This window comes from Streptomyces sp. NPDC043861, assembly GCF_056435905.1.
On record NZ_JBWKDP010000008.1, the window covers coordinates 222,120 to 234,550 of the forward strand.

The window sequence follows — 12,431 nt, forward strand, 5'->3', positions numbered from 1 at the left end:
GTGTGTGCCAGGCCGACTGCCGACCCTGCTGTCAGCCGTAGACGATGCGGCGCAACTGTCGGAGCGAGAGCTCCGGTGGCGCCACGGCGCGGTGCGGCAGCTCTGCCGCGATGCGCTCGAAGATCTCCGTGTTCACGGCGCCACCGGACTGCAGCTCACGATGGCGGCGGCGGACGAATTCCTCGGTTGTCTCGTCGAAGAACGCCAGCACGTCGAGCACCACCCGGGAGGCCTCACCGCGGTGGAGCGCGGTGCTGCGCACCAGGTGGTCGATGAGATCGTCATGCGACGGCGAACGGCGTTCGAGCACCCGTAGATATTGAGGGGTATCCGGGCTCTTGCGCAAGAAACCTGCCCGATTTCGGGCAGGAACCTGCGTGATCATGCTTACAGTGGCAGTTTGCGTGGCATCTACATGCGCTTCAGTACGGCCTGCTTGGCCGTGGCGAACTCGTCGTCCGTCAGTATCCCGGCCCCGTGCAGCTCGCCCAGCTCGCGCAGTCTACGCAGCAGCACATCGTGATCGTCGGGAGCCGGTGCGGGGGCGGGCAGGGCGGCGACGTCCTGAGGAGCGTACGCGTGCGGCATCCGTGCGAGGACCGCGGCCCCGACCAGTGCCATCAGCGGGTCCTTGCGGAAGCCCCACAGCTCCACGGCGTGCGGGTCGTACTTCGGGGCGGGCGGGGAGCCGGCCCTGACCGCCCGGAACCTCAGATAGCCGTTCTCCAGACCGGCCGCGGGCAGCCACTCCACCGCGTCGACGTCGTCGACGTGCAGGACGCGGGCACCGCCGGAGGACTTGGACTCCTCCGTCTTCCAGTTCCACTCCAGCCGGATCCGCTCCCCGTCGAAGGTGACGGTGCCGTCGCCCGCGCCCACGCTGATGGGGAGGGCGGGACCCGGAAGGAGATACGAGGTGACGGGCCCCTCGTCCACCTCCTCGAGAAGCAGGGCGTTGCGCACCTCGTCGACGAAGTACTCGGCGACGCCGGCGCGGTCGCCCGACACGGTCAACCGGTACGGGTCCGAACCGTCGTCCAGCCGGCCGCGGGTGATCTGGAGCAGCGGGTCGGCGCCCTCGCGCAGACGCAGCTTCAGCAGCCCGGACTTCTTGCCGGAGGAGAAGGAGATCCCCGCCAATGCGCCGAGCGGTACGGCCAGTTCGCCGAGGGTCCGGCGCAACGGGCTCACGCCCTTGTCATGGCTGGGCACGATGCGCACGGTGTCCCCGTCGAAGGTCCAGGTGCCGTCCTTCTGGATGATTTCCGCCATGGGGGTGATTGTGGCACCGGCGGTGCGGAGGCCCCGACTCCGCGACTCGGCGCGGTGCCGGAGCCATCGGGGTTCCCCGGGCCCGGGCGGAAGTGGTCTACACCTTGACCCCCGCCTGAGGCACACGGTACGCATGGTGACCGTTCGGTTGCTCGGCACCACAGATGTGACGCCCCCTCGGAAGGGACCCAGCCTGTGAGACAGCACAGAACGCTCCCCCGGCTCCTCGGCTCGCTGCTGCTCGTGGCCACCGCCGGCATCGCCGGTACCGCTGCCGCTCCGGGCGGCACCGGTGCGGCATCCGTCGCCGGGGCCCCCAGACCCCTCGGGGAAGTCGTCCCCGCGCCCGCCTCCGTGAAGCCCTCCGGCGCCCCCTATGCCCTCACGTCCGCGACCCGCATCAGGGTCGACGGCGACTCTCGGGAGGCGCGGCGTATCGGCGGGTACCTGGCAGGGCTTCTGCGGCCCTCCACCGGGCATGCGCTGCCGGTCACCTCCGCGGGCGGCCACGGCGGAATCCGCCTGACGCTCGGTTCGCGCGATCCGGGCCTCGGCGACGAAGGCTATCGGCTGGAGTCCGGCCCGGGCGGCGTGACCATCACCGCCCGGAGGCCCGCCGGACTCTTCCACGGCGTCCAGACGCTCCGTCAGCTGCTGCCCGCCGCTGTCGAGAAGGGCAGCCGCCAGAGCGGCCCCTGGCAGGTCCCCGGCGGAACCATCACCGACTCCCCGCGCTTCGGCCACCGGGGTGCGATGCTCGACGTCTCCCGGCACTTCTTCACCGTCGGCCAGGTCAAGCGCTACATCGACCAGCTTGCGCTCTACAAGATCAACAAACTGCATCTGCATCTCTCCGACGACCAGGGCTGGCGCATCGCCGTCGACTCCTGGCCGAGGCTCGCCACCTACGGAGGCTCCACCCAGGTCGGTGGCGGTCCTGGCGGCCACTACACCAAGGCCCAGTACAAGGAGCTGATCGCCTACGCCGCCTCCCGCTACATGGAGGTGGTCCCGGAGATCGACATGCCGGGCCACACGAACGCCGCCCTCGCCTCCTACGCCGAGCTGAACTGCACGGGTGTCGCCCCGCCGCTCTACACGGGCACGGACGTCGGCTTCAGCTCCCTGTGCGTGCCGAAGGCCGTGACGTACGACTTCGTGGACGACGTCGTTCGCGAACTGGCGGCGCTCACCCCGGGCAGGTACCTCCACATCGGCGGTGACGAGGCTCATTCCACCAGCCACGCCGACTATGTGGCGTTCATGGACAAGGCGCAGGCCGCCGTCGCCAAGTACGGCAAGACGGTCGTCGGTTGGCACCAGCTGACCGGGGCGAACCCGGCCGCGGGTGCCGTCGCCCAGTACTGGGGACTCGACGGAACCAGCGCCGCCGAGAAGGAGCAGGTCGCCAAGGCCGCGCGGAACGGCACCAGGCTGATCCTGTCGCCCGCCGACCGGATCTACCTGGACATGAAGTACAACAAGGACACCCCGCTGGGTCTTGCCTGGGCCGGCTACGTCGAGGTGCAGCGCTCGTACGACTGGGATCCCGGCGCCTATCTGCCCGGTGCGCCCGCATCGGCGATCGCCGGCGTGGAGGCACCGCTCTGGTCGGAGACCGTGTCGACCAGTGACCACATCGAGTACATGGCGTTCCCCAGGCTCCCGGGAGTCGCGGAACTGGGCTGGTCCCCGGCGGCCACGCACGACTGGGACTCCTACAGGGTGAGGCTCGCCGCGCAGGGGCCGCGGATGTCGGCGCTCGGCATCGACTACTACCGCTCTCCGCAGGTGCCCTGGCCGGCGGAGTGACAAGCGGGCGCCCCCCGGAGGACCGTCCTCCGCAGGGCGCCCGCCGGTCCGTCACCTGATGTACGCGAGGGGGTTCCTCAGGTCGTTCACCTGCGGAGGGCCGCGGTGTCCCTCGTGGACACCGCGGCCGCGTACGGTCGTTCAGGCTTCGGCCGGCATGTCTGCGGAGGTCTCGTCGGAGGGCTCCTCGGGGGCCTCGCGCAGTGCGTCCTCGCTGAGGCCCTGACGCCAGTACCCGACGAACGTGACACGGCGCCGGTCGAGCCGACGCTCGTTCACCAGATGGCGGCGGAGTGCCTTCACCGCACCCGACTCGCCCGCAATCCAGGCGTAAGGAGCCGACCCGGCGAGCGTCGCGGCGCGCACGGCCTCGACGGACGAGGGTGCGCCCTCTGCCCGTACGAGCCAGGTGATGACGGCGTCGGCCGCCGTCCTCGGCTCCAGCCGGTCCTCCGGGTGCGGGACTTCCAGCCAGACCTGTGCCCGGACACCGGCGGGCAGCCGCTCCAGAATCGCCGAGGCGGCGGGAAGGGCCGTCTCGTCGGCCCAGATCAGCACCTCGTCGGCATCGTCGGGCAGCCGGAAACGTACACCCGTGTTGTCGGACACCGCCGGGCCGAGGATGACCACCCGGTCCCCGGCGGAAGCCTTCTGCGCCCAGCGACAGGCGGGCCCGCCGTCCTCGTGCACGGCGAAGTCGATGTCGACCTCGCCGTGCTCACCGTCGTCGCGGCGCTGCTCCCGCACGGTGTACGAGCGCATCACGGCCCGCACGTCGTCGGGAAGGGCCCGCCACGCGCCGAGCGCGGCGTACATGTCTCCGTCCTCCGGTACCGGCACGACCGGGTCCTGTTGCCCGGGGTGCGGCAGAAAGAGGGACAGGGACTGGTCGTGTCCTCCGGAATCGAAATCCCTGAGGGCCTCCCCGCCGAAGGTGACGCGGATGAGCGACGGCCCGAGCCGCCGCGTCCGTACGACCTGCAGGGGGAAGAAACGGAACGGGGCGGCTGCGGCTGCCGGCATGGTCAGACGACCTTCTTCGCGTTCTCGATGGCCTTCGCCAGGTTCTCGAGGATCGGTGTGCACTTCTCGTACGAGTAGACCGGCTCGGCCACGCGCGGGATGACCTGTCCGGCCTTGACCGCAGGAAGCCGGGCCCAGGTGGGCTTGGACTTCAGGGCGTCGGGCTGGAGGGCCGAGGCGCGGTTGTCCATCATGATGACGTCGGCCTGGTACTTGTCGACGTTCTCCCAGCTGAGGCCCTCGAAGAAGCCGTCGGCGTCGAGCTTTTCGGGAGTCACGAAGTTGACGCCGAGCTCCTTGAAGTACAACGTGTCGGTCGGGCGGACCGGAGTCGAGGCGTAGAAGAGCTGCTCACTCGCGGAGCCGATGAGCACCTTGATCTCCGGCTTGGCCTTGGCGGCGGCACGCAGCCGGGCGGCGGCCTTCTCGAACGCGGCCTTGGCGTCGGTGACTTTCTTGGCCCGCACGTCGGCGCCCAGGGACTCGGCCAGGTCGACGTGGCGCTGGAGCACCTTCGGCATTGTGAGGTCCGAGGCCCACAGTGCGACGCTCGGGGCCAGTTTGAGGATCTTGTCCTTGGACTGGTCCGGCACGTACCAGAGCTCGTCCTTGACCCACATGTCGGTGATGAGGACCTCGGGGTTGAGCGCGGCGTAAGCCTCGACGTTGAACTCGCCCCAGACATTGCCGAGGATCTCGACCTTCTCGATGTCGAGGTCGCCGGCCTGGACGTCGGGGACCTTGGTGCCCTTCGCCTTGTCCGTGACGTACGTCGGGCCGAAGACGCCCTTCACCTCGATGCCGAAGTCGTGGAGTGCGGCCGCCGTGCCGGTGAAGGCGACGATGTTCTTCGGGGTGGACCCGGCCTTGACGGTCCGGCCGCGGTCGTCCTTGAAGTCCCACGGGCCGGAGGCGGCGCCGCCGGACGAGCCGGCGCTGTCACTGCCGTTGCTGCAGGCGGTGAGCAGGGCGCCGAGGCCCAGGGCACCACCGGCGGTCAGTATGCCGCGGCGTGATGGGGGCACGAGGCGGGCGTTCGGCATGGCTGAGTTCTGCTTTCGTACGTGCGTGTTTCGTGCGTGCGGTTCTGGCCGGAAGCTCGCATTAGGTTAGCCTAACCTGAGCATCGCCCAGGAGGCGGGTACCGGTGCCCGAACGGCCCGTACGGCTCGGCAGCGCCTGCATGAAGGCCCCCAAGGCCGCTGACGCCCGCCGGTGTTCGTCTGCCCTGCCCGGCTCGGTCCGATGGCACGCGGATCGGTGCTCTGCGCCGGTACGGCGGCCGTGGTCGTCTGCTCGGCCCCGGCCGTCAGCGCGGCGGCTCGGACGAAAGAGGGAGCCCGGCCCCGGCGATTCGGCAGACGCGCCCGCCCGGCCGGGCCGCCGGCGCTTCCTGGCCGCGGCATCGGCGCCGCCGTGCGTCGGGGCATGATCCTGCCTGCCCCGGTGCGCCGTTCGGGCGCCCGCACAGGGCGGCACACGGTGTCGGAACGAAGGATCCCCCGACGCATGGCCGAGTCCCTGGAACGGCCCGGGCGGCTCCGCACCGGGGGAGCGTCCCGGCAGGGTGGCACGGCGGGGTTGCACGGCGGTGAGGCCGTGGTTGTGGCCGTGGGTGATGTGCGTGGTTGTGGCTGTGGTCGTGCCGAGGCATGTCGGCTGCGTCGCCATGTCCGGTGTCCCCGAATGGTGCTCCGGGGACACCGGACCGGCCGCTGCCGGGGCGGGCCGGACGATCAGCCCCCGAGTCCCAGTTCCCGTGCGATCAGCATGCGCTGGACCTCACTGGTGCCCTCACCGATCTCCAGGATCTTGGAGTCGCGCCACATCCGGGCGACCGGGTACTCGTTCATGAAGCCGTAGCCGCCGTGGATCTGGGTGGCCTCACGGGCGTTGTCGACGGCGACCGTGGAGGAGTACAGCTTGGCGACCGCCGCCTCCTTCTTGAACGGCTCGCCGAGGACGAGGCGGGAGGCCGCGTCGCGCCAGCCGATACGGGCCATGTGCGCCCGCATCTCCATGTCCGCGATCTTGAACTGAATGGCCTGGTTGCCGCCGATCGGACGGCCGAAGGCGTGCCGCTCCCCGGCGTACTTCACGGACTCGTCCACACAGCCCTGGGCGAGGCCGGTGGCCAGCGCCGCGATCGCGATCCGGCCCTCGTCGAGGATGCGCAGGAACTGGGCGTACCCGCGGCCCTCTTCGCCCAGCAGATTGGCGAACGGCACGCGGACGTCCGAGAACGACAGCTCGCGCGTGTCCGACGCGTTCCACCCCACCTTGGAGTAGGGGGCGGCGACGGTGAAGCCGGGAGTGCCGGAGGGAACGATGATCGAGGAGATGAGCGGCTTGCCCTCGGGAGTGCGGCCGGTCACCGCGGTTACGGTGACCAGGCCCGTGATGTCCGTTCCCGAGTTGGTGATGAAGCACTTGGAGCCGTTGATCACCCACTCGCCGGTGGCCTCGTCGCGCACTGCGGTGGTCTTCGTGCCGCCCGCGTCGGAACCGGCGTCCGGCTCCGTCAGGCCGAAGGCGCCGAGCATCTCACCGGAGCACAGCCGGGGCAGCCACTCGCGCTTCTGCTCCTCGGTGCCGAAGCGGTAGACCGGCATGGCGCCCAGCGAGACACCTGCCTCCAGCGTGATCGCGACCGACGAGTCGACGCGGGCGAGCTCCTCCAGGGCGATGCCGAGGGCGAGGTAGTCGCCGCCCATCCCGCCGTACTCCTCGGGGAAGGGCAGACCGAACAGGCCCATACGGCCCATCTCACGGACGATCTCGTAAGGGAACTCGTGCCGCTCGTAGAAGTCACCGATCTTCGGGGCGACGACGTCGTGGGCGAACTCCTCGACGGTGCGGCGGAGCTCCTCGTGCTCGGGTGCGAGACGGTGGTCGAGCGACATGACTAGGACTCCTTGTGGGACAGGGCACGCACGGTGCGGGAAGGGCTGGGACGGCCCAGTTGCCCGGCCATCCACGCGCTGGTGGCGGTGAGGCGGCCGAGATCGACCCCGGTCTCGATGCCGAGGCCGTGGAGCATCCACACGAGGTCTTCGGTGGCGAGATTTCCGGTGGCGCTCTTCGCGTAAGGACAGCCGCCGAGGCCGCCGGCGGAGGCATCCACCGTGGTGACGCCGTGCTCCAGGGCGGCGAACGTGTTGGCGAGCGCCTGGCCGTAGGTGTCGTGGAAGTGCACCCCGATGGCGCTGGTGGGCACGCCCTCCTCGTTCAGGCCGGCGAGAAGGGTGAGGACATGACCGGGCGTGGCGACACCGATGGTGTCGCCGAGGCTCAGCTCGTCGCAGCCCAGGTCCATGAGCCGCTTGGCGACCCGGACCACCTGGTGGACCGGGACCTTGCCCTCCCAGGGGTCACCGAAGCACATCGAGAGATAGCCGCGGACATGGACCTTGTCGGCCTTGGCGCGGGCGACGACCGGCTCGAACATCGAGAGCGACTCGTCGATCGTGCGGTTGAGATTCCGGGCCGCGAAGGTCTCGGTCGCGGAACCGAACACCGCGATCCGGCGGGCGCCCAGGGCGACGGCGCGGTCGAGCCCGCGCTCGTTCGGTACCAGGACGGGCAGGGAGACGCCCTCCAGGCCCACGAGCCGGGGGAACAGATCCTCGGCGTCCGCGAGCTGGGGCACCCACTTGGGGTGGACGAAGCTGGTGGCCTCGATGGTCGTCAGGCCGGCGTCGGCGAGGCGATGGATGAACTCCGCCTTCACCTCGGTCGGGACGACACCCTTCTCGTTCTGCAGTCCGTCGCGCGGCCCCACTTCATGGATGCGCACGCGGGGCGGAAGGGCCGCGACGGGCACCTCCATCGGCAGTCCGTCGATCATTTCCCGCCCTCCTTCTCGCCGTCCTCATGGGCCGTGACAACCGCCAGCACCTGGTCCATGGCGACGGTCGTGCCCGGCCTGACGTCCAGCTCGGTGACCGTGCCGGCGTGCGGGGCGGAGATGACGTGCTCCATCTTCATCGCCTCGACGACCAGCAGGCTCTGGCCCGCGTCGACCGCGTCCCCGACGGCGACCTTCACGACCGTGACGGTGCCGGGCATGGGGGCGGCCAGTGTGTCCGCGCCCTGGCGCCCGGCGCCGCTGAGTGCTGCCTGGACGGGGTCGTGGTCCTGGACCTGCCAGGAGTCGCCGTCGCGTCCGAGCCAGATCCCTCCGGGGGCGGTGGCGTGGGCGAAGGTGTGGGTGACACCGTCGACGTCGATGCCGACGGTGCCGGCCGGGCGCGATGCGGAACCCTCTGCCGGGAGCGCGGCACCTGTGTCCGTCCGCACGCGCCGGACGGGCTTCCACGGCGCGCCGCCGACGGCACATTCGGTCCCCGAAGCCGTGCCGCGCACCCGGACCTCGACGGGGTCGTGGCCCGGGATCCTGAAGTGGTGGACGGTCGAGGCCGGTTCGCCGCCCAGGCGCCAGCCGCTCGCGACCGAGAAGGGGTCGACCCAGCCGCCGTGGCCCGAGGACGGAGCCGGCTGCCGCAGGAGTGCGGCCGCCTCGTACACCTCGTCCGGCACTCCGTCCGGTACCAGGCCGTCCGCCTCCCGCTCCACGAGCCCCGTGTCCATGTCGCCCGAGACCACCGCGGGGTGGGCCAGCAGGCGGCGCAGAAAGCCCGCGTTCGTCGGGACGCCGAGGGTCACCGTGTCGGCCAGGGCGGCGCGCAGCTTGCGCAGCGCGGTCGCGCGGTCGGGCCCGTGGGCGATGACCTTCGACAGCATCGGGTCGTAGAGGCTCGACACCTCGGTGTCCCGGGTGAGGCCCGAGTCGGTGCGCACACCGTCGCCCTGGGGTTCCTGGAGCGAGAGGACGGTGCCACCGGAGGGCAGGAAGCCGCGCGACGGGTCCTCGGCACAGATGCGGGCCTCGATCGCATGGCCGGTGAGGCCGATGTCCTTCTGGCCGAACGGCAGTTGCTCGCCAGCGGCGACGCGCAGCTGCCACTCCACCAGGTCCAGGCCGGTGATCAGCTCGGTCACCGGGTGCTCGACCTGGAGACGTGTGTTCATCTCCATGAAGTAGTAGGCCGAGGGGTCGCTGCCCGGGACGATGAACTCGACGGTGCCCGCGCCGCGGTATCCGCAGGAGCGGGCCGCCTGGACCGCCGCCTCGCCCATCGCGGCGCGCGTCGCCTCGTCCAGCAGGACGGACGGCGCCTCTTCGATGATCTTCTGGTGGCGGCGCTGCAGCGAGCACTCGCGCTCGCCGAGGTGGACCACGTTGCCGTGCCCGTCCGCGAGGACCTGGATCTCGATGTGCCGGGGGCGGTCGATCCAGCGCTCCACGAGCAGCGTGTCGTCGCCGAACGAGGCTCGCGCCTCACGTCGCGCCGCTGCGATCTCCTCCAGCAGCGCCGACTCCACGCGGGTGAGCCGCATGCCCTTGCCGCCGCCGCCCGCCGAGGGCTTCAGCAGCACCGGCATGCCGATCTCCCGGGCGGCATCCGCCAGTTGATCGTCCGTCAGGCCGGATCCCGAAGAGCCCGGCACGACCGGCACTCCGGCCACCCGCACGGTCTCCTTCGCGCGGATCTTGTCACCCATCAGGGAGATCGCCTCGGCGGACGGTCCGATGAAGACCAGGCCCGCCTCCTCGCAGGCTCGTGCGAATCCCGCGTTCTCGGCGAGGAAGCCGTAGCCCGGATGGACCGCCTGCGCCCCGCTGAGCCGGGCCGCGTCCAGCAGCCGCTCGACGCAGAGATAGCTCTCGGCCGCCGGCGGCGGGCCCAGCCGCACCGCCGTGTCCGCCTCCTGCACATGCCGGGCGTCCGCGTCCGCGTCGCTGAACACGGCGACCGAGCGGATTCCCATGGCGCGGAGCGTGCGGATGACGCGGACCGCGATCTCGCCTCGGTTGGCGACCAGAACAGTGTCGAACATCGCCCGTTCCTTGAGTGTCACTGCAGTCCTCACATCCGGAAGACGCCGAAGCCGGGGTCACCCAGCGGGGCGTTGGCGCACGCGGTCAGGGCCAGACCCAGCACCTGCCGGGTCTCCAGGGGGTCGATCACGCCGTCGTCCCACAGCCGTGCCGTCGCGTAGTACGCGTTGCCCTGCTGTTCGTACTGTGCGCGGATCGGGGCCTTGAAGGCCTCTTCCTCATCGGCGGGCCATTGATCGCCGCGGCCCTCGATCTGGTCCCGCTTGACGGTCGCCAGCACGGAGGCGGCCTGCTCGCCGCCCATCACCGAGATCTTGGCGTTGGGCCACATCCACAGGAAGCGCGGTGAGTACGCCCGGCCGCACATCGAGTAGTTCCCCGCGCCGTACGAACCGCCGACGACGATTGTCAGCTTCGGCACACGTGTGCAGGCCACCGCCGTGACCATCTTCGCGCCGTGCTTGGCGATGCCTCCGGCCTCGTAGTCCTTGCCGACCATGAAGCCCGAGATGTTCTGCAGGAAGAGCAGCGGGATGCCGCGCTGGTCGCACAGCTCGATGAAGTGGGCGCCCTTCTGGGCGGATTCGGAGAAGAGGATCCCGTTGTTGGCGACGATGCCGACCGGGTGTCCGTGGATCCGGGCGAAGCCGGTGACGAGCGTCTGCCCGAACTCCGACTTGAACTCGGCGAAGCGCGAGCCGTCCGTGATGCGGGCGATGACCTCCCGCACGTCGTAGGGAGTGCGCGAATCCACCGGCACCGCTCCGTACAGCCCGAAGGGGTCGACCTTCGGCTCCTCGGCGGGCTCCACAGACCAGGGGAGCGGACCGCGCTCCGGCAGCGTCGCGACGATGTTCCGCACGATCCGCAGGGCGTGGGCGTCGTCCTCGGCCAGATGGTCGGTGACACCGGAGACCCGGGAGTGGACCTCGCCGCCGCCGAGCTCCTCCGCCGTGACGACTTCACCCGTCGCGGCCTTCACCAGGGGCGGACCGCCGAGGAAGATCGTCCCCTGGTTCCGGACGATCACGGCCTCGTCGCTCATCGCCGGGACGTACGCCCCGCCCGCCGTGCAGGAGCCCAGCACGGCGGCGACCTGGGGAATGCGGGCACCCGACAGCCGCGCCTGGTTGTAGAAGATCCGGCCGAAGTGCTCACGGTCCGGGAAGACCTCGTCCTGCATGGGCAGGAAGGCGCCGCCGGAGTCGACCAGATAGACGCACGGCAGACGGTTCTCCAGAGCCACTTCCTGGGCCCGGAGGTGCTTCTTCACCGTCATCGGGTAGTACGTGCCGCCCTTGACCGTGGCGTCGTTGGCCACGATCACCACCTCGCGGCCGCTGACCCGGCCGATCCCGGCGATCACCCCGGCGGCCGGGGCCTGGCCCTCGTACATCCCGTCCGCCGCGAGCGGCGCCAGCTCCAGGAAGGGCGAGCCCGGGTCCAGAAGTGTGTCCACACGGTCACGCGGAAGCAGCTTCCCGCGCGCGGTGTGCCGGGCGCGGGCCTTCTCACCGCCGCCCAGCCGGGCTGCGGCCAGCTTCGCGCGCAGCGTGTCGGCCAGCTCGCGGTGCGCCGCCTCGTTGGCCTGCCAGGCCTCGGAGGCGGGGTCTGCCGCGCTCGCCAGCACAGGTGCCTGCAGCATCGTGTCGAGCCCCCTTGCCCGATCGAATGATGTTAATGAGCGTTAACCCATTTCCCACAGGTTAACGAGCGCTAACCGCGTTGTCTAGAATTGGTGGCATGACCACCAGGACCGACGCCCTGACCCGCCGCGAGCAGATCCTCAGGGAAGCCGCACGCCTCTTCGCCGAACGCGGCTTCCACGGCGTGGGTGTCGACGAGATAGGTGCGGCGGTCGGTATCAGCGGGCCCGGGCTGTACCGCCACTTCGCGGGCAAGGACGCCATGCTCGCCGAGCTGCTGGTCGGGATCTCGGGCCGGCTGCTGGACGGCGGCAGGCGCCGGGTCGCGGAGGCGGACGGGGTTCCGGAGGAGGTGCTCGCCTCGCTGATCGACGGGCACATCGACTTCGCCCTCGACGACCGCCCGCTGATCACCCTCCACGACCGCGAGCTCGACCGGCTCCGCGACAGCGACCGCAAGCTGGTGCGGCAGCTCCAGCGGCAGTACGTCGAGCTGTGGGTGGACGTCGTGCGCAAGCTGCACCCGCAGGTTCCCGAGGGCCAGGCCCGGGCCGCCGTCCACGCGGTCTTCGGACTCCTCAACTCGACCCCGCACCTCGGCTCGTACGGCAACGGCCTGCCCGGCCGCGCCGCGATGGAGGCAATGCTGCGCAAGCTGGCCCACGGGGCGTTCGCCTCGCTGTCCGCCTGATCGCGGGCCCACGGACGGCCGAGCGGGCCCGGCAGGCGTCCGCGGTTCGGGATGCCCGGCACGCTCCGCACACCTGACGGCACAA

10 protein-coding genes are annotated in these 12,431 nt (G+C 70.6%); 2 read left to right on the plus strand and 8 right to left on the minus strand.

The genetic code is table 11. The features are described from left to right. Positions 1-31: 31 nt before the first annotated feature. Positions 32-310, minus strand: coding sequence for a hypothetical protein (locus AC068D_RS20415; RefSeq protein ID WP_478824407.1), 279 nt, complete (start codon positions 308-310; stop codon positions 32-34). Positions 311-411: 101 nt separating this feature from the next. Further along, positions 412-1,272, minus strand: a complete 861-nt coding sequence (locus AC068D_RS20420) for a DUF4429 domain-containing protein (RefSeq protein WP_478824408.1) — start codon at positions 1,270-1,272, stop codon at positions 412-414. Between the two features lie 195 nt (positions 1,273-1,467). On the opposite strand from AC068D_RS20420, the gene AC068D_RS20425 reads away from it, so the two are divergent. Continuing rightward, positions 1,468-3,084 (plus strand): beta-N-acetylhexosaminidase, encoded by a 1,617-nt coding sequence (locus AC068D_RS20425; protein WP_478824409.1) that lies wholly within the window; start codon positions 1,468-1,470, stop codon positions 3,082-3,084. Between the two features lie 141 nt (positions 3,085-3,225). Here the strand turns inward: AC068D_RS20425 and AC068D_RS20430 are convergent, their stop codons facing one another. From AC068D_RS20430 to AC068D_RS20455, 6 genes are all read right to left on the minus strand, one after another. Beyond that, on the minus strand, positions 3,226-4,107 hold the full coding sequence (locus AC068D_RS20430) for a siderophore-interacting protein (protein WP_478824410.1): 882 nt from the start codon (positions 4,105-4,107) through the stop codon (positions 3,226-3,228). Between the two features lie 2 nt (positions 4,108-4,109). Further along, entirely contained in the window at positions 4,110-5,150 is a 1,041-nt protein-coding gene (locus AC068D_RS20435; protein WP_478824411.1) for an ABC transporter substrate-binding protein, read from the minus strand. Positions 5,151-5,843: 693 nt separating this feature from the next. Continuing rightward, on the minus strand, positions 5,844-7,010 hold the full coding sequence (locus AC068D_RS20440) for an acyl-CoA dehydrogenase family protein (protein ID WP_478824412.1): 1,167 nt from the start codon (positions 7,008-7,010) through the stop codon (positions 5,844-5,846). Between the two features lie 2 nt (positions 7,011-7,012). After that, the gene (locus AC068D_RS20445; protein WP_478824413.1) at positions 7,013-7,954 is read right to left on the minus strand and encodes a hydroxymethylglutaryl-CoA lyase; all 942 of its coding nucleotides are present in this window, start codon (positions 7,952-7,954) and stop codon (positions 7,013-7,015) included. After that, on the minus strand, positions 7,951-10,008 hold the full coding sequence (locus tag AC068D_RS20450; protein WP_478824414.1) for an acetyl/propionyl/methylcrotonyl-CoA carboxylase subunit alpha: 2,058 nt from the start codon (positions 10,006-10,008) through the stop codon (positions 7,951-7,953). Before AC068D_RS20450 ends, AC068D_RS20445 begins: the two co-directional genes overlap by 4 nt. Positions 10,009-10,037: 29 nt before the next feature. Continuing rightward, complete coding sequence (locus AC068D_RS20455; RefSeq protein ID WP_478824415.1) at positions 10,038-11,654, minus strand: carboxyl transferase domain-containing protein; 1,617 nt, start codon at positions 11,652-11,654, stop codon at positions 10,038-10,040. Between the two features lie 98 nt (positions 11,655-11,752). On the opposite strand from AC068D_RS20455, the gene AC068D_RS20460 reads away from it, so the two are divergent. Beyond that, positions 11,753-12,346 carry an SACE_7040 family transcriptional regulator gene (locus AC068D_RS20460; RefSeq protein ID WP_478824416.1) on the plus strand — a complete coding sequence of 198 codons (594 nt, stop codon included), beginning with the start codon at positions 11,753-11,755 and terminating at the stop codon, positions 12,344-12,346. The last annotated feature ends 85 nt before the right edge of the window (positions 12,347-12,431 follow it).

What these genes read in the sequence shown, in the direction of transcription:
- AC068D_RS20435 (WP_478824411.1), bottom strand. Translation starts at nt 5,150, where the DNA reads ATGCCGAACGCCCGCCTCGTGCCCCCATCACGCCGCGGCATACTGACC.
- AC068D_RS20450 (WP_478824414.1), bottom strand. Translation starts at nt 10,008, where the DNA reads ATGTTCGACACTGTTCTGGTCGCCAACCGAGGCGAGATCGCGGTCCGC.
- AC068D_RS20455 (WP_478824415.1), bottom strand. Translation starts at nt 11,654, where the DNA reads ATGCTGCAGGCACCTGTGCTGGCGAGCGCGGCAGACCCCGCCTCCGAG.
- AC068D_RS20430 (WP_478824410.1), bottom strand. Translation starts at nt 4,107, where the DNA reads ATGCCGGCAGCCGCAGCCGCCCCGTTCCGTTTCTTCCCCCTGCAGGTC.
- AC068D_RS20440 (WP_478824412.1), bottom strand. Translation starts at nt 7,010, where the DNA reads ATGTCGCTCGACCACCGTCTCGCACCCGAGCACGAGGAGCTCCGCCGC.
- AC068D_RS20445 (WP_478824413.1), bottom strand. Translation starts at nt 7,954, where the DNA reads ATGATCGACGGACTGCCGATGGAGGTGCCCGTCGCGGCCCTTCCGCCC.
- AC068D_RS20420 (WP_478824408.1), bottom strand. Translation starts at nt 1,272, where the DNA reads ATGGCGGAAATCATCCAGAAGGACGGCACCTGGACCTTCGACGGGGAC.
- AC068D_RS20460 (WP_478824416.1), top strand. Translation starts at nt 11,753, where the DNA reads ATGACCACCAGGACCGACGCCCTGACCCGCCGCGAGCAGATCCTCAGG.